Source organism: Streptomyces pactum (assembly GCF_016031615.1).
GTDB classification, from domain to species: domain Bacteria; phylum Actinomycetota; class Actinomycetes; order Streptomycetales; family Streptomycetaceae; genus Streptomyces; species Streptomyces pactus.
Window position 1 is genome coordinate 1,650,650 of record NZ_JACYXC010000001.1, and the last position, 23,999, is coordinate 1,674,648.

Annotated in this window: 16 protein-coding genes and 1 pseudogene; 13 read left to right on the top strand and 4 right to left on the bottom strand. The window is 76.1% G+C overall.

Annotated features, from left to right (window positions below):
- Window positions 1-448: 448 nt before the first annotated feature.
- The gene (locus IHE55_RS06540; protein WP_197988167.1) at window positions 449-1,552 is read left to right on the top strand and encodes a S1C family serine protease; all 1,104 of its coding nucleotides are present in this window, start codon (window positions 449-451) and stop codon (window positions 1,550-1,552) included.
- A gap of 421 nt (window positions 1,553-1,973) precedes the next feature.
- Here the strand turns inward: IHE55_RS06540 and IHE55_RS06545 are convergent, their stop codons facing one another.
- Complete coding sequence (locus tag IHE55_RS06545; RefSeq protein ID WP_197988168.1) at window positions 1,974-2,177, bottom strand: hypothetical protein; 204 nt, start codon at window positions 2,175-2,177, stop codon at window positions 1,974-1,976.
- A gap of 129 nt (window positions 2,178-2,306) precedes the next feature.
- Between IHE55_RS06545 and IHE55_RS06550 the strand changes: the two genes are divergently transcribed.
- Window positions 2,307-3,515 (top strand): bifunctional adenosylcobinamide kinase/adenosylcobinamide-phosphate guanylyltransferase, encoded by a 1,209-nt coding sequence (locus IHE55_RS06550; RefSeq protein WP_197988169.1) that lies wholly within the window; start codon window positions 2,307-2,309, stop codon window positions 3,513-3,515.
- 682 nt (window positions 3,516-4,197) lie between these two features.
- Window positions 4,198-5,235, top strand: coding sequence for a nicotinate-nucleotide--dimethylbenzimidazole phosphoribosyltransferase (cobT, locus tag IHE55_RS06555; protein WP_197991823.1), 1,038 nt, complete (start codon window positions 4,198-4,200; stop codon window positions 5,233-5,235).
- A gap of 127 nt (window positions 5,236-5,362) precedes the next feature.
- Here cobT and IHE55_RS06560 read toward each other — a convergent pair whose 3' ends face one another.
- Window positions 5,363-6,208, bottom strand: a complete 846-nt coding sequence (locus IHE55_RS06560; protein WP_197988170.1) for a hypothetical protein — start codon at window positions 6,206-6,208, stop codon at window positions 5,363-5,365.
- A gap of 212 nt (window positions 6,209-6,420) precedes the next feature.
- Between IHE55_RS06560 and IHE55_RS06565 the strand changes: the two genes are divergently transcribed.
- The 8 genes and pseudogenes from IHE55_RS06565 to IHE55_RS06595 all read left to right on the top strand — a co-directional run bounded on the left by IHE55_RS06565 (window position 6,421) and on the right by IHE55_RS06595 (window position 18,729).
- A complete protein-coding gene (locus tag IHE55_RS06565) occupies window positions 6,421-7,245 on the top strand; it encodes an adenosylcobinamide-GDP ribazoletransferase (RefSeq protein WP_197988171.1) in 825 nt (274 codons plus the stop codon).
- A gap of 652 nt (window positions 7,246-7,897) precedes the next feature.
- Window positions 7,898-9,415: a leucyl aminopeptidase gene (locus IHE55_RS06570; protein WP_197988172.1), complete on the top strand. Its 1,518-nt coding sequence runs from the start codon at window positions 7,898-7,900 to the stop codon at window positions 9,413-9,415.
- Between the two features lie 564 nt (window positions 9,416-9,979).
- Window positions 9,980-11,368 carry a dihydrolipoyl dehydrogenase gene (lpdA, locus tag IHE55_RS06575; RefSeq protein ID WP_197988173.1) on the top strand — a complete coding sequence of 463 codons (1,389 nt, stop codon included), beginning with the start codon at window positions 9,980-9,982 and terminating at the stop codon, window positions 11,366-11,368.
- Window positions 11,369-11,455: 87 nt separating this feature from the next.
- Window positions 11,456-11,926, top strand: coding sequence for a biotin/lipoyl-containing protein (locus IHE55_RS30825; RefSeq protein WP_232265474.1), 471 nt, complete (start codon window positions 11,456-11,458; stop codon window positions 11,924-11,926).
- A pseudogene (gene sucB, locus IHE55_RS06580) lies at window positions 11,809-13,236 on the top strand (2-oxoglutarate dehydrogenase, E2 component, dihydrolipoamide succinyltransferase); the annotation flags it as partial. The gene IHE55_RS30825 and the pseudogene sucB, both read left to right, overlap by 118 nt.
- Before the next feature lie 205 nt (window positions 13,237-13,441).
- Entirely contained in the window at window positions 13,442-14,065 is a 624-nt protein-coding gene (locus tag IHE55_RS06585; RefSeq protein WP_197988174.1) for a GntR family transcriptional regulator, read from the top strand.
- 698 nt (window positions 14,066-14,763) lie between these two features.
- Entirely contained in the window at window positions 14,764-17,442 is a 2,679-nt protein-coding gene (gene aceE / locus IHE55_RS06590) for a pyruvate dehydrogenase (acetyl-transferring), homodimeric type (RefSeq protein ID WP_197988175.1), read from the top strand.
- A gap of 300 nt (window positions 17,443-17,742) precedes the next feature.
- A complete protein-coding gene (locus IHE55_RS06595; RefSeq protein WP_197988176.1) occupies window positions 17,743-18,729 on the top strand; it encodes a helix-turn-helix transcriptional regulator in 987 nt (328 codons plus the stop codon).
- A 446-nt stretch (window positions 18,730-19,175) separates the two neighbouring features.
- On the opposite strand, the gene IHE55_RS06600 is transcribed toward IHE55_RS06595, so the two are convergent.
- On the bottom strand, window positions 19,176-20,108 hold the full coding sequence (locus tag IHE55_RS06600) for an SDR family oxidoreductase (RefSeq protein WP_197988177.1): 933 nt from the start codon (window positions 20,106-20,108) through the stop codon (window positions 19,176-19,178).
- Window positions 20,109-20,632: 524 nt separating this feature from the next.
- Between IHE55_RS06600 and IHE55_RS06605 the strand changes: the two genes are divergently transcribed.
- Window positions 20,633-21,151 (top strand): DUF4240 domain-containing protein, encoded by a 519-nt coding sequence (locus IHE55_RS06605; RefSeq protein ID WP_197991824.1) that lies wholly within the window; start codon window positions 20,633-20,635, stop codon window positions 21,149-21,151.
- A gap of 703 nt (window positions 21,152-21,854) precedes the next feature.
- On the opposite strand, the gene IHE55_RS06610 is transcribed toward IHE55_RS06605, so the two are convergent.
- On the bottom strand, window positions 21,855-22,358 hold the full coding sequence (locus IHE55_RS06610; protein WP_197988178.1) for a GNAT family N-acetyltransferase: 504 nt from the start codon (window positions 22,356-22,358) through the stop codon (window positions 21,855-21,857).
- Window positions 22,359-22,806: 448 nt separating this feature from the next.
- On the opposite strand from IHE55_RS06610, the gene IHE55_RS06615 reads away from it, so the two are divergent.
- Entirely contained in the window at window positions 22,807-23,718 is a 912-nt protein-coding gene (locus tag IHE55_RS06615) for a TIGR01777 family oxidoreductase (protein WP_197988179.1), read from the top strand.
- Window positions 23,719-23,999: the final 281 nt, after the last annotated feature.

Consider the following 23,999-nt stretch of genomic DNA (forward strand, 5'->3'; position numbering starts at 1 on the left):
CCCGTAGGGCCGACGCGCCCTTGGAGGGCTCAGGGGACCCGTAGGGGGCTGCGGCACCCCGTAGGGGCCGGCGCACCCTCGGTGGCCTCGGGGGACCCGTAGGGCCGACGCACCCTTGGGTGGCCTCAGGGGGCCCGTAGGGGCTGAGGCGCCCTCAGGGATCCGGGCCCCCGGACGAGCCGGAATGCCCGTAGGGGCACCGGCCGTCCCGTACGGGAGCCCGTTCCCGGGTGCCCGGGTGCCCGTGCGCCCGCGGGCCCCTGCGCCCGCCCGGGGCCGCGATCCGGCCCGTCCCGTGGGCCCGTGCGGGACGGGCCGGCGCCTCCCGCCGTACGCCCGTGGGCGGCCGGCCGGGACGCGGACCGGGGTGTCCGCCGCTCGGCCCGCGCCTGCCCCGTACAGCCGACAGCCATGGCCAACGCACGGGGGTGCGGGGACACTTTCGCTCATGGACGGATCTCGCTCCCGCAGGCGTCCGCTGTCCACCGTCGCCATGGTGTGCTCGGTCGCCCTGCTCGCCGGTGGGGGACTCGCCGGTTGCGGTTTCGGAGGGGACGACGAGGGCGGCGGCCCGGCGTCGCCCGCCCCGCCCTCGGTGTCGCTCTCCTCGCACCGCTCGGCCCCCGAACGGAGCCGGGGGGAGCCGCCGGCAGGCTACGAGAAAACGGTGGCGGCGGTGCTGCCGTCGGTCGTGCAGATCACCACCGGGAAGAGCCTGGGCTCGGGCGTGGTCTACGACGGCAAGGGCCACGTGGTCACCAACGCCCACGTGGTCGGCGACGCCGAGAAGTTCGAGGTCACCCTCGCCACCGGAAAGGGAACCCGGTCGGCGTCCCTGGTCTACAGCTATCCGGACCAGGACCTCGCCGTCATCAAGCTGGACGAGGTCCCCGAGGGGCTGCGGCCCGCCGCCTTCGCGGACTCCTCGGAGGTCGAGGTCGGCCAGATCGTCCTGGCCATGGGCAGCCCGCTGGGGCTGTCCAGCAGCGTCACCCAGGGCATCGTCTCGGCGGTGGGCCGGACGGTCCGGGCGGAGTCGGACGGCGGCACCGGGACCATGATGAGCGACCTGGTGCAGACCTCGGCACCGATCAACCCGGGGAACAGCGGCGGCGCCCTGGTCAATCTCGCCAACCAGGTCGTCGGGGTGCCCACGCTCGCCGCCACCGACCCGGAACTGGGGGACGCGGCCGCCGGCATCGGCTTCGCGATCCCCTCCTCGACGGTGACCTCCATCGCCGACCAGATCATCAGCCAGGGCAAGGTCACCGATTCGGGCAAGGCGGCGCTGGGCATCACCGCGCGGACCCTGCTCGGGGACGATTACCAGCCCGCCGGGGTGGCCGTCGTCTCCGTCGCGGAGGACGGGCCCGCCGCGAAGGCCGGCATCGAGGCCGGCGACACCATCGTCGCGGTGGACGGCGCCGAGGTCCGGTCGATGACCGACCTGTCCGAGGCACTGGCGGCCCACGAGCCGGGGGACGAGGCCACCGTCGGCTACGAGCGGGACGGCGAGCGGCACACCGCGCGGGTCACCCTCGGCGAACTGTGAGCCCCGGGCCCGCGCCGGCCCCGGACCGGCGGGCACGGCCGGACCGGCGGCGCGTCGCCTCGACCCCGCCCGCCACGGACCCCGGTCCGCCGACCGGAATTCCCGACCACCGGCCGCACCACGGACCCCACCGACCGCACCACGGGCCCCCGACCCGACCACGACCATCGACCGGACCACGACCGCCGGCGGTCCCGACCACGGACGGCCCGGCGGCCCGGCCCGGCGGGACGGCCGGACCGCGACCCGCACCGCCCGGCACCGGCCCTCGGACGCCGGCCGTCAACCGCCGGCCCCCACCACTCCCCGGACGCCGGCCCGGGGCCCGGGCCTCGTGGCGCCCGGCCCCGGGCACCGGCCGCCCGGCGCGGCACACCGGCCGTCCGGCGTGGGCCCCGGCCCGGTCGGGGCCCCGGTCCGGTCAGGCGTCGTGCAGGCTCATCGGGCCGTAGACCTCGGTGCCGTCCTCGTAGAGCCGCACCTGCTCCGTCCCGCCGTCCTTCAGCTCCTTCCACACCTGCCCGAGCCAGGACTCCGCGTCCCCCTGGGTGAGGAACTCCTCGGGCTGTACCGCGGGCTCCGTCTCCGTACCGTCCGACGTCTCGAACCGCCACGTCCACGCCATCGTCCGCCTCCTCCATCCGCCGATCAGCGAAGTGCTCCAGGGCAGCCTAGGGGACCGGCCGCCGGGCGCACCCCTCCATACGGGGCGGCCCCGCGCGCCCGTCCCGTCCCGGCGCGAGACGATCAGGTCGTGGAACTGACTCTCCTGGGCACCGGGGCACCGGACGGGCTGCCCCGTCACGGCTGTCCCTGCGCCGCCTGCGCGGCGGCCACCGGCGACGCGGCGCGGGCGGCCACCGCGCTGCTCGTCGACGGCGCGCTGCTGCTCGACCTCACCCCCGGTCCGGCCTTCGCGGCGGCCCGCGCGGGGCACTCGCTGACCGGCGTACGGCAGGTGCTGCTCTCGCACCCGCACGACGGGCCGCCGCTGGAGTACCCCGCGGGGCTGCCCGCCCCGGGACGGGTGCCGGACGGCCGGGAGCTGGCGCTGATCAGCGGGCACCGGGTGCGGGCCGTGGCACTGGACTCCCCCGGCACCGGCTACGAGGTGACCGGCCCGGACGGCGGCCGGCTGCTCTACCTGCCGCCGGACGGCGCGCCCGCCGGGCTCACCGGCCCTACCGCCCCGGCCCTGCCGTACGACCTGGTGCTGCTGGACGTGGTGCGGCGCCCGGACGCGCTCGCCCGGCTCCGCGCGGCGGGGGCGGTGTCCGCCACCACCGACGTGCTCGCCGTGCACCTCGGCCACGAGGTGCCGCCCGGCCCGGAACTCCACCGCAGGCTCGCCGCGGCGGGGGCCCGGGCGGTGCCCGACGGGACCACGGTGACGGTCGGCGAGTACCACTTCGTACCGGACCTGCCCCGGCGGACCCTGGTGCTGGGCGGCGCCCGGTCGGGGAAGTCGGTGGAGGCCGAGCGGCGACTGGAGGCCTTCCCGGAGGTGGTGTACGTGGCCACCGGCGGCACCCGGGAGGGCGACCCGGAGTGGGCGGCCCGGGTGGCGCTCCACCGGGACCGGCGGCCGGGCTCCTGGCGGACCGAGGAGACCTGTGACCTGGTGCCGCTGCTGGCGGCGGAGGGGCCGCCGCTGCTGATCGACTGTCTGTCGCTGTGGCTAACCGACGCCATGGACGCGGTGGGGGCGTGGGACGACGCGGTCTGGGCCGCGGACGGCCGGACGGCGCTGCGGGAGCGGACCGCCGAGCTGGTGGCGGCGGTGCGCGCCACCCGCCGCACGGTGGTGGCGGTGAGCAACGAGGTCGGGTCCGGGGTCGTCCCGGCGACCGCCTCCGGACGGCGCTACCGCGACGAGCTGGGCCGGCTGAACGCGGCCTTCGCCGCCGAGTGCGAGCATGTGCTGCTCGTCGTCGCGGGGCAGGCGCTGGCGCTGCGCGGCTGACACCTCCGGCCCGGCCCTCCGGCCCGGTCCTTCGAGCCCGCCCGCACGGCCGCCCCGCACGCCCGGCCCGCGTCGCCGGTTCCGTGCCGGCCTCTCGACCACCGCTCTGCACCGCCCGGCACCGTCCGAACGTCCCCGACACCGCCCGGAACCCCCGGACACCCCGGCACCGCCCGGGCGGTGAGGGCGGTGAAGGGCCCGGGCGCCCGGCCCGGCGCGGTGGCCGTACGGAGCCCGGGGCTCGGCCGGTGCGGTGACCCGTAGGGGCCCGGAGGCCGTACCGGGGACGGGACCCCCCGGGACCCCTGGGGTGCCCTGCCGTGAGGCCCTGATCAGGGGCGCCACACGCGGGGTGCCCCTGATCAGGGCCTCCGAAGCGGTCCGTGATGCCCCTACGGGGGCCCGGGCCGGGGATGCGGGGTGGCCGCGCGCGGAGGAGACCCTGGTGGGGCGTACGCGGTACGCGCGGGAGGGCCCGGGCGGGCCGCGGCGGGTGGCCCGCGGGGGGGACCCGGGCGGGACGTGCCGGACGGAGTGCGGGGGGCGAACCGGGGCGGGTGGGACGAGCCGCCCGGGACGACCGCGGCGGGCACGGCGAGCGGGGTGCCGGGCGGCCGTCGAAGGCGCCCTCCGGCAGGCCCCGTTCGACCGTGCTACGGGTAGGGTTCCGCGGGTGAGCGGTCTGAATCTGGATGACTTCGTGGACCTGATCGAGCGGCCCGACGGCAGCGTCCGGCGCGACGCCGAGGAGCGGCGGGAGCGGCTGACGGTGGCCCCCGGCGCCCTCGGCCGGCTGGACGAACTCGGCGAGTGGCTGAGCGCTGCCCAGGGGCAGGTGCCGGTCAGGCCCGTCGAACAGCCGCGCGTGGTGCTCTTCGCGGGTGACCACGGGGTGGCCCACCTCGACGTCTCCGGCCGCCCCGCCGGGTCTGCGGCCACCCTGGTGCGGGCGGCGCTGGACGGGGTGAGCCCGATCGGCGTGCTGGCCCGGCGGTTCGGGGTGCCGCTGCGGGTTGTCGACATGTCGCTCGACTGCGACCCGGAGCTGCTGCCCGCCGAGATCACCCGGCACCGGGTGCGGCGCGGCTCGGGACGGCTGGACATCGCGGACGCCCTCACCGAGGACGAGGCCGAGCAGGCGTTCCGGGCCGGCATGGCGGTGGCGGACGAGGAGGCCGACGCCGGTACCGACCTGGTGGTGCTGGGCGACATCAGCGTCGGCGGCACCACGGCGGCGGGCACCCTGATCGCCGCGCTGTGCGGCACCGACGCCTCGGTGGTCACCGGCCGGGGCGGCGCGCACATCGACGACCTGGCGTGGATGCGCAAGTGCGCGGCGATCCGGGACGGTCTGCGGCGGGCGCGGCCGGTCATCGGCGACCAGCTCAAGCTGCTGGCCACCGTGGGCGGCGCGGACCTCACCGCGATGACCGGGTTCCTGCTGCAGAGCGCGGTGCGGCGGACCCCGGTGATCCTGGACGGGGTGGTCTCGGCCGCGTGCGCCCTGGTGGCCCAGCGGGTCGCCTTCCGGGCCCCGGACTGGTGGCAGGCCGGCCAGGCGAGCGGCGAGCCGGCGCAGGAGAAGGCGCTGGACCGGATGTCGCTGGTGCCGCTGCTGGACCACGGCGTCACGGTGGGCGAGGGGACCGGGGCGCTGCTCGCCCTGCCGCTGGTGCAGGCGGCCGCCGCGCTCCTGGCGGAGCTCCCCGAACGCGACTGACCGCCCACCGCGCCGGCCCCACCAGGCAGCCGCCGCGGGGCGCCCGTCCCGCCGGCGCCGCGCCGGTCCGGGCGCCCCGCACCCGTTCCGCACCCGCCCCGCACCCGTATCCGTACGACGCCGCGGGTCAGCCGTCCGCCGGGCCGGACCCACCGGAGCCGGAGCCACCGTCCGGGCCGCGCCCACCGTCGCCGGCCCCGTCGGCACCGGTTCCGGGTCCGGGCCCCGGCCCGGACGGGGGCTCGCGGAATCCGCCGACCCAGTCCTGCAACCGCCGCCGCACCGCGTTCCAGCGCAGGTCGTGGCGGCGGGCCCGGACCTGTGACCGGTGCCGGGCGCGGGGCCGGCGGTGGTAGGCGTGCCGGGCCCACCAGGAGCCGGGGCGGGCCAGCCGCAGCGCGCCGACGATCGCCACCGGTGGCAGCAGCACCCCGACCACCGCCATCCGGGGTTTGCCCTTGACCAGGGCGAGCAGCGCGACGGCGAAGTTGGCCACGATGTTCGCCACCACGGCCAGCCGGTCGCTCTCCTCCTCATCGGTGAGGTCGTTGACCCCGAACGGCAGGAAGCCGCTGAGCAGCAGCAGGACCAGTGCCGCGGTGAGCACCACGGCCTCGACGCTCTGCCGCCCCTGCTCGCTCCAGTACACGTCCTGGAGGTGCAGGATGAGCGCGAACTCGTCCAGCACCAGCCCGGCCCCCACCCCGAACAGCACCGCCGACGCGTAGGCGCCGCCGCCGTGCGTGCCGCTGGCGACCGCGCCGAAGCCGCCGATCACGCTCAGCACCACGCCGGGCACCACGTGGTGGATGTGGAGTCCGCCGGGCGTGACGTTCCGGAACGGCCCGCGGCCGGCCTTGATCATCCGGGTGACGGTGCGGGTGATCAGGAACGTCAGGATGAACGAGGACAGCGCGAGGAAGAGCGGGAGCTTGCCGGGCTCCGCGATGTTCCGCTCCCACCAGTGGCCCATGTCCCTCCGTGCCCGTCGCTCGTCGGTCGTCGGTCGTCGGTCGTCGGTCGTCGGTCGTCGGTCGTCGGTCACACGTCATCGCCGTCACGCCCGCGCCGGCGGGCGCCCGCGTGCCGGCCCCGGCGCCGCCGCGGAGGCCACTGCCCGCACCATCGCGCGCACCACCGCCGCGCCGACGCTCCCCCTCAGCCTGCGCGATAGCCTGCCGCGCGATGGACACCACGCCGCAGCAGTCCCCCGCACGCCCGCCGCACCCGCCGCGGGCGCCCCTCCCCGACGGGCTGCGCTTCGCCTTCGGCACGCTCACCGCGCTGCCGGTGCGGGTGGCGCGCTGGGACCGGGGCGCCGCCCACACCGGGATGCTCTGCGCCCCGCTGCCCGGTCTGGTGATCGGCCTGTGCGCGGCGTGGGCCGGCGGGCTGCTGCTGCTCGCCGGCGGTGGCCCGCTGCTCGCCGCGGTGGCCACCGTCGCGGTGCCCGCCGTACTGACCCGGGGGCTCCACCTGGACGGGCTGGCCGACACCGCCGACGGGCTGGGCTGCGGGAAGCCGGCCGAGGACGCGCTGCGTGTCATGAAGCGGTCCGACATCGGGCCGTTCGGCGTGATCACCCTGCTCCTCGCGCTGCTCGCCCAGGTCGCGGCGGTCGCCGAGCTCTACTCCGACAGCTGGGCACGGGGCGCGGCCGCGGCGGCCCTGGCCGGGACGGTGGCGCGCTGCGCGCTGACCCTCGCCGCCCGGAGCACGGTCCCCGCGGCCCGGCCCGAGGGCCTGGGCGCCGCGGTCGCCGGGGCGGTGCCGGTCCGCTCGGCGGTGGCGGTGGCGGTGGTTGTCCTGGCGGGCGGCGCGGCGCTGGGAGCGGGGTTCGGCCCCTACGCGGCGCTGGGGCACGCGCTGGCCGTGGCGGCCGCGCTGACCGCCGCGGAGCTGCTGCTGCGGCACTGCCGCCGCCGCTTCGGCGGGGTGACCGGCGATGTCTTCGGCGGCCTGGCGGAGACCGCCACCGTCACCGCGCTGGTCGTGCTGACCCTGGGCTGACGGCGGCCCGGCCGCCCGGCCGTAACGCCGCCGCCGGACCCGCACCGGCCCTCCCGCACCCACGCCCACGCCACCGGACCGCACCAGACCGCCGCACCCGCACCGCCTTCGCGAGCGGCGGGCCCCCACCCCGCGCCCACCCACCCCGCGCCCACCCGCACCGCCCTCACCGGCCGCCCTCGGCGTCCGGCTTCCGCCCCGGTCCCGGCCGCGGCCAGGAGCCGGGAGCCGGGAGGCGCACCCGTACCGGAAACCGGGACGGAAACCCGCGGCTGAACCCGAGGGCCGAGCCCCGGACCCGGCCAGGGCGCGAACCTCCGCCCCGTACCGAAATCCCGGCACGGAAGCCAGGGCCCGGACGTCGAACCCCGGACCCCGGGAGCCCGGGACGGAACCCCCGGGGCGTCCCCGCCCCGCTCCGCCCACCCGCGCAACCGGCGTCCCGGGGCCCGCGGCCGCGCGGTCCCGTACCGGAGACGAGCGGCACGTGAACGGGCGGTGAGGGTTAGGCTCGCGCTGACCATGAGCCCGCCTGGCGGCCATCGGCCACCGCCCGGCCCCGGACGCCCGCCGACCGGCGCATACGATGCCACCCGGGCGCGGCCGGCCCACCCATCGGCCGAGGAACTACCGGAAGAGGGACCCCAACACCGTGACTGCACTCACTCTCAGCACTTCCTCCGCGGCGTCGCTGCGCGCCGACGCCGTCGTCGTAGGTGTGGCGAAGGGCCCCAAGGCCCCCGTCGTCGCCGCGGGCGCGGAGGCGGTTGACGCCGCGTTCGACGGCAAGCTGGCGACCGTTCTGGAGACCCTCGGTGCCACCGGCGCCGAGGGCGAGGTGACCAAGCTCCCCTCGCCGGCCGGCTGGAAGGCGCCGGTGGTGCTCGCGGTCGGTCTGGGCGACGTCCCGGCCGAGGACGGTGGGTACGGCACCGAGGCGCTGCGCCGGGCCGCCGGTGCCGCCGCCCGGGCCCTGGCCGGCTCCAAGAAGGGCGCGTTCGCGCTGCCCATCCAGGATGCGGACGACGTGGCCGCCATCGCCGAGGGTGCGCTGCTGGGCGCGTACGCGTTCACCGCCCACCGGAGCGGGGACGACAAGAAGGCGAGCGGTGCCCCGCTGGCCGAGGTGGCGCTGCTCGGCGCCAAGCCGCGCGACAAGGCGTTCAAGGCCGCGGCCGAGCGCGCCACGGTGCTGGCCGAGGAGGTCAACCGGGCCCGCGACCTGATCAACACCGCGCCCAACGTGCTCGACCCCAAGGCGTTCGCCGCCGAGGCCCAGGCCACCGCCAAGGAGCTGGGCCTGAAGGTCGAGGTGCTGGACGAGAAGGCGCTGGCCAAGGGCGGTTACGGCGGCATCCTCGGCGTCGGCCGGGGCTCGGACGCCCCGCCGCGCCTGGTCAAGATCGCCTACCGGCACGCCAAGGCGGACCGGACCCTGGCGCTGGTCGGCAAGGGCATCACCTACGACTCGGGCGGCATCTCGCTCAAGCCGGCCGGCCACAACGAGACCATGAAGTGCGACATGAGCGGTGCCGCCGCCGTGTTCGCCGCCGTGGTGGCCGCGGCCCGGCTGGGCCTGCGGGTGAACGTCACCGGCTGGCTGGCGCTGGCCGAGAACATGCCCTCCGGGTCGGCCACCCGCCCGGGCGACGTGCTGACGATGTACAGCGGCAAGACCGTCGAGGTGCTGAACACCGACGCCGAGGGCCGGCTGGTGCTCGCCGACGCGCTGACCCGCGCCTCGGAGGAGAAGCCGGACGCCATCGTGGACGTGGCGACCCTGACCGGCGCCATGATGGTGGCGCTCGGCAGCCGCACCTTCGGGATCATGGCGAACGACGACGCGTTCCGCGCCGCGATCCACGAGGTCGCCGAGGAGGTCGGCGAGGAGTCCTGGCCGATGCCGCTCCCGTCCCACCTGCGCAAGGGCATGGACTCGCCGGTCGCCGACATCGCCAACATGGGCGAGCGGATGGGCGGCGGCCTGGTCGCCGGCCTGTTCCTGAAGGAGTTCGTCGGCGAGGGCATCGCCTGGGCGCACCTGGACATCGCCGGCCCGGCCTTCAACGAGTCCGGCCCGTTCGGCTACACCCCCAAGGGCGGCACCGGCATCGCGGTGCGGACCCTGGTGCGGCTGGCCGAGCGCACCGCCGACGGCGAGCTGGGCTGAGCCGCGGCGGGGGTGCCGGCCGGGTGGTTCCCGCGTCCGGCGCCCCCCGCCCGGCCCACGGCCCGGACGCCCCGCCCCGGACCACCCGCGGGACACCGGCCCGGTCCCCCGCGGGCCACGGCCCGGCGCACGCCCCGGTCCCCCGCGGGACCGCCGGAACGGCCGGCCGCCGCAGGCGGCCGCCGCTGCCGCTCCCGCGGGACGCCGTACGGATCCGGCCGCCGGTCCCTCCGGGCCCCGGGTGCGGAAACCGGTGCGGACCGGGCGCCGGCGGGCCGTTCCGGTCCCCGCGGGGTCCCCGCGGAACGGCGCCGGACGGGATTCAGCCGACGGCGGACGGCGTACGGAATCCGCAGCTCACTACGCCCGGGTAACCCTCACCGGAGGGCTGACGGGTGTCTCACACACCGGGCCCCGCGTCCCGCCACCCGCCGACAGGTGCGAAGATGTTGTCTCGGCAGGACAGGGCCCCGACAGCAGGGCCGAAGCAATCAGCGGCCGAACAACAGCCGCCGCCCGGTCACCGACGACCGGCCCCGGCGCACCATGCATGGAGGACGTGACGTGGCGAACGACGCCAGCACCGTTTTCGACCTAGTGATCCTCGGCGGCGGAAGTGGTGGTTACGCCGCCGCGCTGCGAGGCGCCGAGCTGGGCCTGGACGTCGCCCTGATCGAGAAGGACAAGGTGGGCGGCACCTGCCTGCACCGCGGCTGCATCCCCACGAAGGCTCTGCTGCACGCCGGTGAGGTCGCCGACTCCGCCCGCGAGAGCGCCGAGTTCGGTGTGAAGACCACCTTCGAGGGCATCGACATCGCCGGTGTCCACAAGTACAAGGACGGCGTGGTCGCCGGCCTCTACAAGGGCCTGCAGGGGCTGATCTCGGCCCGCAAGGTCACCTACGTGACGGGCGAGGGCCGGCTGTCCTCCCCCACCAGCGTCGATGTGAACGGCCAGCGCTACACCGGCCGCCACGTCCTGCTGGCGACCGGTTCGGTGCCGAAGTCGCTGCCGGGTCTGGAGATCGACGGCGAGCGCGTCATCACCTCCGACCACGCGCTGGTGCTGGACCGCGTGCCGAAGTCCGCGATCGTGCTGGGCGGCGGCGTGATCGGCGTCGAGTTCGCCTCCGCGTGGAAGTCCTTCGGCACCGACGTCACCATCGTCGAGGCGCTGCCGCACCTGGTGCCGGTGGAGGACGAGAACAGCTCGAAGCTGCTGGAGCGCGCGTTCCGCAAGCGGGGCATCAACTTCTCCCTCGGCGCCCGCTTCCAGGGCGTGGAGCACACCGCCGACGGCGTGAAGGTGACCCTGGAGAACGGCAAGACCTTCGAGGCGGAGCTCCTGCTGGTCGCCGTCGGCCGCGGCCCGGTCTCGCAGGGCCTGGGCTACGAGGAGGCCGGGGTCGCCATGGACCGCGGCTACGTCCTGGTGGACGAGTACATGCGGACCAACGTGCCGACCATCTCGGCCGTCGGTGACCTCGTCCCGACGCTGCAGCTGGCGCACGTCGGCTTCGCCGAGGGCATCCTGGTGGCCGAGCGGCTGGCCGGTCTGAAGACCGTGCCGATCGACTACGACGGCGTGCCGCGGGTGACCTACTGCAACCCGGAGGTCGCCTCCGTCGGCATCACCGAGGCCAAGGCGAAGGAGCTGTACGGCGCGGACAAGGTCGTCGCCCTGAAGTACAACCTCGCCGGCAACGGCAAGAGCAAGATCCTCAAGACCGCGGGCGAGATCAAGCTCGTCCAGGTCCGGGACGGCGCCGTGGTCGGCGTCCACATGGTCGGTGACCGTATGGGCGAGCAGGTCGGAGAGGCGCAGCTGATCTACAACTGGGAGGCGCTGCCGTCCGAGGTCGCGCAGCTCATCCACGCGCACCCGACGCAGAACGAGGCTCTCGGCGAGGCGCACCTGGCGCTGGCCGGCAAGCCGCTGCACTCCCACGACTAGTCATTTCACCGGGCGCGACCCATCCGCACTTCCCCGCTCCGACACCGCGCGGAGCGGGGGGACCATCCGTAAGGAGCAACTGAAACCATGGCGGTTTCCGTAACCCTGCCGGCGCTCGGCGAGAGCGTCACCGAGGGCACCGTCACCCGCTGGCTGAAGGCCGAGGGTGAGCGCGTCGAGGCCGACGAGCCGCTGCTGGAGGTCTCCACCGACAAGGTGGACACCGAGATCCCGGCCCCGGCCTCCGGTGTTCTCACCTCCATCAAGGTGGCCGAGGACGAGACGGTGGAGGTCGGCGCCGAGCTGGCCGTCATCGACGACGGCTCCGGCGCCCCGGCCGAGGCTCCGGCCCCGGCCGCCGCCGAGGCCCCCCGCCGAGGCGCCCGCCGCCCAGCCCGAGCCCGCCCCCGGCCCAGCCCGAGCCCGCCCCGGCCCAGGCCGAGGAGGCCCCTGGCCGCCCCCTGCCGCCGCCCCCGTCCGGTGCCGCCGAGGGCACCGACGTCACCCTGCCGGCGCTCGGCGAGAGCGTCACCGAGGGCACCGTCACCCGCTGGCTGAAGGCGGTGGGCGACTCGGTCGAGGCCGACGAGCCGCTGCTGGAGGTCTCCACCGACAAGGTGGACACCGAGATCCCGGCCCCAGCCTCCGGCACCCTGCTGGAGATCCTGGTCGGCGAGGACGAGACCGCCGAGGTCGGCGCCAAGCTCGCCGTCATCGGTGCCGCGGGTGCCGCCCCGGCCGCCGCTCCCGCCGCCCCGGCCCCGGCCGCCGCCCCGGAGCCCGCCCCGGCCCCGGAGCCCGCCCCGGCCCCCTGCCCCTGGCCCCCGGCTCCGGAGCCCGCCCCGGCTCCGGCCCCCCGCGCCGGCTCCGGCCCCGCAGGCCCCGGCCGCTCCGGCGCCCGCGCCCGCCCCGGCTCCGGCCGCCCCCTGCCCAGGCCCCCCGCGGCCGGCGGTGAGGGCGCGTACGTCACCCCGCTGGTGCGCAAGCTGGCCGCCGAGTCCGGTGTGGACCTGGCGTCGGTGCGCGGCACCGGTGTCGGTGGCCGCATCCGCAAGCAGGACGTCATCGCCGCCGCCGAGGCCGCCAAGGCCCCGGCCCCGGCCCCGGCCGCGGCCCCGAAGGCCGCCGCGGTGGAGGCTTCGCCGCTGCGTGGCCAGACGGTGAAGATGACCCGCATGCGCAAGGTCATCGGCGACAACATGATGAAGGCGCTGCACGGCCAGGCCCAGCTGACCAGCGTGGTCGAGGTGGACGTCACCAAGATCATGCGGCTGCGCGCCCAGGCCAAGGAGTCCTTCGCCGCCCGCGAGGGCGTCAAGCTGTCCCCGATGCCGTTCTTCGTCAAGGCGGCGGCCCAGGCGCTGAAGGCCCACCCGGTCATCAACGCCCGGATCAACGAGGACGAGGGCACCATCACCTACTTCGACACCGAGAACATCGGTATCGCGGTGGACTCGGAGAAGGGTCTGATGACCCCGGTCATCAAGGGTGCCGGTGACCTCAACCTGGCCGGCATCGCGAAGAAGACCGCGGAGCTGGCGGCCGCCGTCCGGGCCAGCAAGATCACCCCGGACGACCTGGCGGGCGGGACCTTCACCATCAGCAACACCGGTTCGCGCGGCGCGCTGTTCGACACGATCATCGTGCCGCCGAACCAGGTCGCGATCCTGGGGATCGGTGCGACCGTCCGTCGTCCGGTGGTCGTCAACCACCCGGACCTCGGCGAGACCATCGCCATCCGGGACATGACCTACGTCGCCCTGTCCTACGACCACCGCCTGGTGGACGGCGCCGACGCGGCCCGCTACCTGACGACCGTCAAGGCGATCCTGGAGTCCGGTGAGTTCGAGGTGGACCTCGGCCTGTGACCGGCGTGGTGGCCGGGCCCCGGCCCGGCCACCGGTACGGCACGGGGAGGTCTCCCGGCCGTACGTGTAACCAGCCTCACCAGCGGCGCCCCCGCCCGGAACCCCTTCCGGGCGGGGGCGCCGCCGTATTGTCTACGCAGTCCCCCGGTACCCGTCGCCCACGCGCCGTCCCCCGGTACCCGCCGCCGCCCGTCAGGAGCCGCACATGACCCCACCCGTCGTCCAGTCGCTGCGGGAACAGATCCGCGAGCACATCGTGGAGGGGATCGTCAGCGGACGCTGGAAGCCGGGCGAGCGGATCGTGGAGCGGCGGATCGCGGTGGAGCTGGCGGTCAGCCAGACGCCGGTCCGGGAGGCGCTGCGCGAGCTGGAGACCCTGCGGCTGATCGAATCGGCGCCCAACAAGGGCGTGCGGGTGCGGAACGTGACCGCCGCCGACCTGGAGGAGATCTACCCGGTACGGGCGGGCCTGGAGCAGATCGCGGCGGAACTGGCGGCCGAGCGGCTGGCGGCGGACGTCTCGGCGCTGGAGCCGGAGGTCGCGGCGCTGTACCTGGCCGACCGCACCGCCGACGCCGAGGCCCAGGTGCGGCACACCGTGGCCTTCCACCGGGAGCTGGTGCGGGCCTCCGGGAACAGCGTGCTGCTGCACACCTGGGAATCGCTGGGCATCGAGGTGTTCACCGCGCTGTCCATCCGCTGGCTGGGCACGGTCCAGCAGAGCTACGCCGAGGAGCACCAGGCACTGGTGGAGGCGTTCCGGCGGCGCGACCCCCGGATCGGCGCCCTGGTGAAGGAGCACGTCCTGGGCTGCGCCCCGCGCCCCTGAGACCGCCGGCCCGCGCCCCTGAGACCGCCGGCCCGCGCCCCTGAGACCGCCGGCCCGCGCCCCTGAGACCGCCGGCCCGTGGCCCTGAGACCGCCGGCCCGTGGCCCGGGCGGCCCGCGGCCCGGGCGGCCCGGCGCCGCCACCGCGGCGGCCCTCCCGGTAGCCCCGGCGCCGCGCTCCCCAGGCGGCCCTCCCCGCGCCCCGGTGTACCCGTACGGGCTGCCCCTGGTGACCCGTACGGGTGTCCTCCCGGTCCGGCCTCCTCCCCCATCCTCCCGTTCCGCCGGCCCCGTACGGGCTCCCCCGACCGGCCGGCCCGTACGGGCACCCCTCCCCGAAGGGGGTCTGGTACGCCCCCGCGTCTTCTCGTACGGCGCCCCGGGCCGTCCCGCGCCACCGGCAGCGCCACCGCGCCCCGCCGCGGACAACGACGCACCCGCACACCCCGAGGCCCCGACCGGCGCCCCGGACAGGGCCGCCGTGCACGCCGGATTTCCCCACATTTCCACCGGCACTCGGTGCCCGATTTCACGGCACGGAATGCCAATTTCGCCCCGTGGAGCACTTTTTCGTTCGAAAGCTTTGATCGATCATCGATCAGGGACTTACAGTCGTCGGCGGACCCCATCCGGTCCCCCGCCCTGTCCTGCCACTTCAGGGCTTCCAGCCAGACCCTTCGAGTCCGGAAGGCGGCGATCATGACCGACTCCGTACGCCCCCAGCCCAGTGAGCTCGACCAGCTCCCGGACCGGGACCCCGAAGAGACCGCCGAGTGGGCGGCCTCTCTGGACGCCGTCACCCGGGCGGCCGGCCCGCACCGCGCCGCGTACCTGATGCGGCGCACCCTGGAGCACGCCCGGAACACGGGGCTCACCCTCCCGGCGCTGCCGCAGACGGAGTACATCAACACCATCCCGACCGCCGCCGAGTCCGCGTACGGCGCCTTCCCCGGCGACGAGGAGATGGAGCGGCGGATCACCGCCTGGAACCGGTGGAACGCGGCGGCCATGGTCACCCGTGGTTCCCGTCTCGGCGTCGGCGGCCACATCGCCACCTTCGCCTCGGCCGCCTGGCTGTACGAGACCGGCTTCAACCACTTCTTCCGGGGCAAGGAGGCCGCCGGCGGCTCCGGCGACCAGCTCTACATCCAGGGCCACGCCTCCCCTGGCATCTACGCCCGCGCCTTCCTCGACGGCCGGCTCGACGAGCGGCAGCTGGACAACTTCCGCCAGGAGGCGGGCGGCGCCGGGCTGCCGTCCTACCCGCACCCGCGGCGGATGCCCTGGCTGTGGGAGTTCCCCACCGTCTCCATGGGCCTGGGCCCGCTCTCCGCGATCTACCAGGCCCGGTTCAACCGCTACCTGGAGAACCGCGGCATCAAGGACACCAGCGGCTCGCACGTCTGGGCGTTCCTCGGCGACGGCGAGATGGACGAGCCGGAGTCCACCGCCGCGCTGGCGCTCGCCGCCCGCGAGCGGCTGGACAACCTCACCTTCGTGATCAACTGCAATCTGCAGCGCCTGGACGGGCCGGTCCGCGCCAACTTCAAGATCGTGCAGGAGCTGGAGGCGCAGTTCCGCGCGGCCGGCTGGCACGTCATCAAGGCGCTGTGGGGTTCGGCCTGGGACGAGCTGCTGCGGCTGGACACCACCGGTGCCCTGGTCCGCCGGCTCGGCGAGGTGCCGGACGCCCAGTTCCAGACGTACGCCACCCGCGACGCCGGGTACATCCGCGACCACTTCTTCGGCGCCGACCCGGCGCTGGCCGAGCTGGGCCGGCAGCTGACCGACGCCCGGATCACCGAGTGCTTCCAGACCTCGCGCGCCGGGCACGAACCGCGCAAGGTGTACGCGGCGTACCGGGCCGCGACCGAGCACCGCGGCGCCCCGACGGTGATCCTGGCGCAGACCGTCAAGGGCTACACCCTCGGCCCCGGCTTCGAGTCGCGCAACGCCAACCACCAGATGAAGAAGCTCTCCGGCAAGGAGTTCCGTGCCATGCGGGACCTGCTGGAGCTGCCCATCCCGGACAGCAAGCTGGACGAGAGCCTGGTCCCCTACGGCCACCCGGGCCCCGACTCGCCGGAGGTGCGCTACCTCCAGGAGCGCCGCGCCGAGCTGGGCGGCCCCGCCCCGGCCCGCCGGCTGCTGCCGTCGGCCGGGCTGCCCGACCCCGAGGAGCGTGCCTTCAAGGCGCTGCAGAAGGGGTCCGGGAACCAGGAGATCGCCACCACCATGGCGTTCGTCCGGCTGGTGAAGGACCTGATGCGGGACAAGAGCACCGGCCGCCGCTGGGTGCCGATCGTCCCCGACGAGGCCCGCACCTTCGGCATGGAGGCGCTGTTCCCGTCGGCCGGCATCTACTCGCCGCTCGGACAGACGTACGAGCCGGTCGACCGCGACCAGCTGCTGTACTACAAGGAGGCCAAGGACGGCCAGATCCTCAACGAGGGGATCACCGAGGCCGGCGCCATGGCCGACTTCATCGCCGCCGCCACGTCGTACGCGACGCACGACGAGCCGATGATCCCGTTCTACATCTTCTACTCGATGTTCGGCTGGCAGCGCACCGGCGACCAGTTCTGGCAGCTGGCGGACCAGCTCGGCCGGGGCTTCGTGGTCGGCGCCACGGCCGGGCGGACCACGCTCACCGGCGAGGGCCTCCAGCACGCCGACGGCCACTCGCCGCTGATCGCCTCCACCAACCCGGCGGCGCTCATCTACGACCCCGCGTTCGCCTACGAGATCGCGGTGATCGTCAAGGAGGGGCTGCGCCGGATGTACGGGCCGGACCCGGCCCGGCAGGAGGACGTCTTCTACTACCTGACCGTCTACAACGAGCCCAAGCCCCAGCCCGCGATGCCGGACGGCGTCGAGGAGGGCATCCTGCGCGGCCTGTACCGCTACGCGGCAACCGAGGCCCCGCGGCTCCAGATCCTCGCCAGCGGCACGGCGATCCACTGGGCGCTCGACGCCCAGCGGCTGCTCGCCGAGGACTGGGGCGTATCGGCCGACATCTGGTCGGCCACCTCCTGGAGCGAGCTGCGCCGTGACGCCCTGACCTGTGACGCGGCGCGGCTCCAGGGCGAGGACCGGGTCCCGTACGTCACCCGTGCCCTGGCAGGCGCACCGGGCCCGGTCCTCGCGGTCAGTGACTGGATGCGGGCGGTCCCGGACCAGATCGCGCCCTGGGTGGAGCAGGACTGGACCTCGCTGGGCACCGACGGTTTCGGCCTCTCCGACACCCGCGACGCGGCCCGCCGCCACTTCCGGGTGGACGCCGAGTCGATCACGGTCGCCGCGCTGGCCGCGCTGGTCAAGCGGGGCGAGGCGGACCCGCAGACGCTGGTCAAGGCCCGGGAGCGCTACGGGCTGTGAGCCGGCACGGTGGGGGCCGGGGCGGCGGCGACGCCTCGTCCCGGCCCCCACCGACGGTCGGTGCCACCGCCTGCCCGGTGACCGCCGGAATCCGGTGCCGCCGACGGTCGGTGACCGCCGCCCGGTGTCACCGGCGACCGGTGACCGCGGAATCCGGTGACCCGCCGATGGCCGGTGCCGCAGTGGCCCGCGTACGGCAGGTGCCACGGTGGCCCGCCGGGACGGGGGCCCGCCGGCGACCGGTGCCCGCCGGCGACCGGTTTTTGCCGCCGTGCCGGCACGGCGGGGCAGGATGGGGCCATGCGAGCTGCCCGGTTGATCAAGTTGGTGCTGCTGCTCCAGAACCGGGAGTCGATGACGGCCGCGGAACTGGCGCGGGAGCTGGAGGTCTCCGAGCGCACCGTCTCCCGGGACGTGCTGGCGCTCTCCGAGGCCGGGGTGCCGGTGTACGCGGACCGTGGACGGGCCGGCGGGTACCGGCTGATCGGCGGGTACCGCACCCGGCTCACCGGGCTGGGCCGGACCGAGGCGGAGACGCTCTTCCTCTCCGGGGTGCCGTCCGCGCTGCGCGAGATGGGGCTGGACGACGCCGCCTCGGCGGCCCGGCTGAAGGTGTCCGCGGCCCTCCGCCCGGAACTGCGGGACGCCGCCGACGGCGCGGCCCAGCGGTTCCACCTGGACGCGCCGGGCTGGTGGCAGGAGCCGACGACGCCCGAGCTGCTGCCCGCGGTGGCGGAGGCGGTCTGGGACGACCGGCGGATCGGCGTCCGGTACCGGCGCAAGGACACCGAGGTGGTCCGCGAGCTGGAGCCGTACGGCCTGGTGCTCAAGGCGGGGGTCTGGTACCTGGCCGCCCGGGCGGGAGCGGACCTGCGGGTGTACCGGGTGGACCGGTTCACCGCCGTGGAGCCGCGCGCGGAGCGGTTCGACCGGCCGCCCGACTTCGACCTGCCCCGGTTCTGGGCCGAGCGGGCCGACGAGTTCGCCCGCTCGCTGCTGCGGGAGCGGGTGGTGCTCCGGCTGACCCCGGCCGGCGCCCGGCGGCTGCCGTACGTCACCGAGCGCGCGGCCGGCCGGGAGGCCGTGGCGGCGGCCGGCGACCCCGACGAGCAGGGCCGGGTGACCGTCTCACTGCCCGTCGAGTCGCTGGAGGTCGCCTACGAACAGCTGCTGGCGCTGGGCCCGGAGGCCGAGGTGCTGCGGCCGGCCGCGCTGCGCGAGCGCTTCGCACGGGCGGCGGCGCGGGCCGCGGCCCTCTACGGCGGGACCGGCGCGGCCACCGACTGACCCCGGCCGGCCCGCGCCCGCACCGCCGGACACCCGCCCGTGGGCCCGCCGGATCCCGCCCCCGGTCCCGGCCGGCCGGGACCGGGGCCGACGGGCTGCTGTTCCGGGACCCCACGGCGGCGGGTCCGGGACCCCTGGTGCCGGGCCCGGCCCGCGGCGCCGGCTCCCGCCGGCCGAACCGCGACCCGACGGCGGCCGGCCGGGAACCCACCGCCCCCTCCACGCCGGCCGCCGATGCCGGCGGTGACCCGCGGCACCCCCGGCGTCTGCGGCGCCCCCCGGGCGCCCCGGGCCGTGGCGGGACCCCGGGCCCCCCGGCGCGACCGGGCACACCCGGGTGAGGCACGTGGTGTGGTGCTCCGCCACGCCCGGGTCGGTACGGAACCGGCGCGGCCCGGAGGCCACCGGGCCGGAGCCCGGCCGGTGGCCGGCCCGCCGCGCCCCGTCTAGCGGTAGTCCTCCTCCTTCGGCTTCCGGCCCGCCTCGGCGTCCATGATGAAGCGCCAGCCGTCCGGCCGGGTGCCGTCCAGGTCCGTGAAGCCGTAGACCCGGGACAGCTGTCCGCTGGAGAGCGACTGCCCGTTCCACCGGGCCACCTCCGGGTCCGCGGCGAGTGCCGCCACCGCGCGGCCGGTGAACGCGGGCGTCTCGGAGATGCAGAAGTTCGGGTCCTGTTCGATCCCCGCGCGCCAGTTCTCCTCGGTCACCTTGAAGTAGGTGTCGAGCATCGCCTCCGACCGCAGGTAGCCCGGCGTGATGCACACCGCGGTGCAGCCCAGGTCCTTCAGTTCCTCACCGAGCCCGAAGGCCATCCGGATCGGCGCGTACTTGGCCAGGTCGAAGTACATCTGTCCCCGGTACTTCTGCATGTACTCGGCGGTGCCGTCGGTCACCTCCACCACCAGCCCGCCCGGCTTCCGGGTGAGCAGCGGCAGCGCGTACCGGTGGGTGATGAGGTGGGTGACGACCCCGAGCCGGAGCATCCGCAGACCGGCGTCGAGGTCGGCCTCCCACAGCTTGCGGTCCAGCCCGCCGTCACCGACCCAGAGGTAGTCGCCACCCCAGACCCCGTTCACCAGGATGTCCAGCCGCCCCTGCTCCCGGTCGATCCGCTCCACCAGCGCCTGGACCTGTTCACGCTCCAGGTGGTCGGTGGGGACCGCGATGCCGGTGCCGCCGGCCGCCGTCACCAGCTCCGCCGTCCCCTCGACGGTCTCGGTCGCCCGGCCCACCTCGCTGACGTTCGTGGCGGTGGTGCGTCCGGTGACGTAGACGGTGGCCCCGGCCGCCCCCAGTTCGACGGCGATCGCCCGGCTCGCGCCCCGGGTGGCCCCCGCGACCAGTGCGATCTTCCCCGCGAGCGTGCCCTGTGCAGTCACTGCTTGTTCTTCCTCTCGGTCCACCTGTGGTTGACGCGCCGAGACTCGCAGCGAAAGGCGACATCTTCTGTCCGTATTTCCGGCGTCCTTCACCGGATCCGGAGCGAACCGACGCCGCGTCCCGCCACCGCCCGCCCGTTCGCCCGGCCGTGGCGGTGCGGGCCCGACCGGTCCGTCCCGTACGGCCCCGGTCCTCCTCGGCCACCTCCCCCGGTCCGGCCACTCCCCCGGTTCCCCGGGGCCGCCCGGTGGCTTCTCCGGCTCCGGGACCGTCCGGTGGACCCGCGGGCCCGGGCCGGCCGGTGGCGCCGTCCGCCGGGCCCGGGTCCAGAGGCCCGCCGGCCTGGGACCAGGGTCCGCCGAGGGAGCGGCGGCCGCATCCGGTGACCCGCGTGGGGACGGGCCCCGCGGGCCGTGTCCAGGCCCGCCGGGCCCTGCGCGGGACCTCGTCGGCCCCGGCCCGCGCCCCCGCGGGGCCCGTTCCGCGTGCGGGGCCGGGCGGCAGGCCGGATGCTGGTCCCGTGATGGACGAAACGGAGTTCTGGGAGTTGATCGACAGCACCCGGGAAGCCGCCGAGGGCGATCCGGAGGACCAGTCCGACCTGCTGGTCGAGCGGCTGGTGGACCTGGACCCGGACGCGGTGCTCGACTTCGCCCGTCACTTCGAGGCCCGCTTCGACCGGGCGTACCGCTGGGACCTGCTGGGTGCCGCGCGCATCCTGCTGGGCACGGCCGACGACGACGCCTTCGAGGCCTTCCGGTGCTGGCTGATCGGGCAGGGCCGGGAGGTCTTCGAGGGCGCGCTGCACGAACCGGACCGGCTCGCCGAACTCCTGCCGGACTTCGACGAGCGGGAGGACGGTGACTGCGAGGACCTCGGGTACGTCGCGGACGAGGCGTACGAGCAGCTGACCGGGGTGGAACTCCCGGGGCTGGGGCTGCCCGCGCGCCGGGACGAGCCGGACGGCACCCCGGTGCCGCTCGACGACGAGACGGCACTCGCCGAGCGCTACCCCCTCCTCTGGGCCCGGTTCCGCACCTGACCCACCCGGGCCGGACCGCGACCCCGAGCGGGTGCCCGGCTCTCACGGGGCGCCGGGTCCCAGGCCCCCCGGCCCCGGCGCCAACCCCTACGGGCCCCGCTCACCGTTCGTCCTCGCACGGGCCCCGGTGCACCCCTACGGGTAGCGCTCCCCTCACGGGTTCCGGCACCCCTACGGGTGACGCTCCCCTTATAGGTCCCGGCACCCCTACGGGTAACCCTCCCCCTTACCGATTCCGGCCCCCTTACGGGTTCCGGCACCCCTACGGGTTTCCGGTCCGTCCAGCCGGCGCCCCGACCCGCCTGCCGGGGTGCCGGTCGGCCGTGCCGCCAGGTGCCCCGGTCCACCCGGACCGGTGACGGCCGCCGGGGCACGCCGGTCCCGCCCCTGGCGCCGGCCGGACAGTGCGCCCGGTCGGCCACACCCACCCCCGGGCCCGCCTGTGTCACGGCCGACGGCCGGAGGACCGGGAACCGGACGGTTTCACCGGCGGCCGGCAGGCCCGGCGGGACACCGACGGCCGGGAGGCGCCCACGGGACACCCGCCACGGCCGCCTGTACCGGGCCGCCGGAAGGCCGGACGGGCGCCCCACCCACGGCCGGGCGCACCGCCGACGGCCGGGTGAACTGACCGCGGACCGGCGGCCCCGGACATCGGCTCGTCGTCATCCGGTCCGCCGGCGTCCGGTCCGCCGGCCGGAGTTCAGCCGGCCAGCGAGCGGGCCATCAGCACGTCGTCCACGGCCACCCCGTCCAGCAGGAACTCGCCGCGCAGCACACCCTCCACCACGTACCCCTCGGACTCGTAGAGCCGACGGGCGGGAGCGTTGTGGCCCAGCACCCGCAGCGTGAGCCGGGTGGCGCCCTGCCGCCGGGCCTCGTCGGCCGCCGCGTGCAGCAGCGCCCGCGCCACGCCCCGGCCGCGCGCCCGGTCGTCCACCACCAGCCCGCCGATCTGCCGTACGTGCGCGTTGCTGGCCAGGGGGGTGGCCGGCACCACCCGGACGTACCCGGCGAGGTCTCCGCCGGCCTCGGCCACCAGCACGTGCTCCGGCCGGGTCCGCTCGTTGAAGAAGGACTCCGCCCCGGCGGCCTGCTCCGGCTCCGGCTGTACGGAGTGCAGGGTGGACCAGGTGCGGAGGTCCAGGTCCACCAGCGCGGCATCGTCGGCGAGGGTGGCCGGGCGTATGGTCACAGTGTTCGGCATCCGGCCACTCTGGCAGCCCGGTCGGCCCACCGCCACCGAATACCCGCAGGTCATCCGGGTCTCGACGTACCCCGCACCGGCCCGCACCGGCCCCGCCCCGACCGAGCGCCCCGCACCCGCTCCCGCACGGCGCCGGAGCACCGCGCCGGCCCCGGCGGTCCGCCCACCACCGCCCGTGCCCCGCGGCACACCCTCCGGTACCCGTACCGCCCGTACCGCTCCTTCCGCCCGTCCCGTCCGGCAGCACCGGGGCCCGGCACGGCGCACCCTGCCGCGCGCCGTCCGGCCCGCGCCCGCCCCGCCCGCACGGCCCGGGTCCGCGGCACGTCCCCCGGCCGGTACCGCCCCCGCACGACCAGCACCTCCCCGGCACCTCTCCCGGCCGCCGGTCCGGCCGGCACGGTGGCGGCGGCGATGCGCGGGTGTCGGGCGGTCCGGATGGGGGAGGATGTCCGGCATGCGCGTCGCGGTCACCGGCTCCTCCGGACTCATCGGTACGGCACTGGTCCGCGCGCTGGCGGCCGACGGCCACCAGGTGCTGCGCCTGGTCCGCCGGCCGCCGCGCGCCGCGGACGAGGCCCGGTGGGACCCGGATGGGCAGTGGGTGGACGGCACGGCGCTGGCGGGCTGTGACGCGGTGGTCCACCTCGCCGGCGCGGGCGTCGCCGACCGCCGCTGGTCGGACGCCTACAAGAAGCGCGTACGGGACAGCCGGGTGCTCGGCACCGCCGCGATCGCCGAGGCCGTGGCCGGTCTGCACACCCCGCCCAGGGTGCTGATCTCCGCCAGCGGCACCGGGTTCTACGGAAATCCCGGCAGCCGCCCGGTGGACGAGCGGGACCCCGAGGGCGACGGCTTCCTGGCGCGGGTGTGCGAGGAGTGGGAGGCGGCGGCGGAGATCGCGGCCGAGGCCGGCGTGCGTACCGTGTACGCCCGTACCGGGATGGTCGTGGCCCGGGAGGGCGGCGCCTGGGCCCGGCTCTTCCCGCTGTTCCGGTGCGGCCTGGGCGGTCGGCTGGGCGACGGCCGCCAGTACTGGAGCTTCATCTCGCTGCACGACCACATCGCCGCGCTCCGCCACCTCATCGGCACCGAGGAACTGGCCGGGCCGGTGAACCTGACGGCTCCGCACCCGGCGACCAACCGCGAGGTGGTGGCCGCGATGAGCCGGGTGCTGCACCGGCCGGCGCTGCTGCCGGTGCCGGCCTGGGCGCTGCGGCTGGCGCTCGGCGAGGTCGCGGGGGACGTGCTGGGCAGTCAGCGGGTGCTGCCCGCACGGCTGCTGGAGTCCGGCTTCACCTTCGCCCACCCCACCGTGGAGGACGCGGTCCGCGCCGCCTGGACCGCCGCCCCGCGCTGACCGGCGCGGCCCGACCGACCCGGAACGGCCCCGCGCCGGCCCGGGCGCCCCGCGGCTGTCCGGGGCTCCCCGCGCCCGATGTGCCCGCCGCGCCGTACCGGCTGACGTCCGGTCCGCAGCGGCCGACGCACCCCGTGCCGGCCCGGCCGCCCCCGTACCGACCAGCCCGGCCGGGCCCCGCACCGCACCGCACCGCACCGACCCGACCTGAGACGGTCCCGCGCCCGCCGACACGGCCCGCACCCTGGCCCCTCGCGGCCCCCGCGCGCCCCTGGACACCC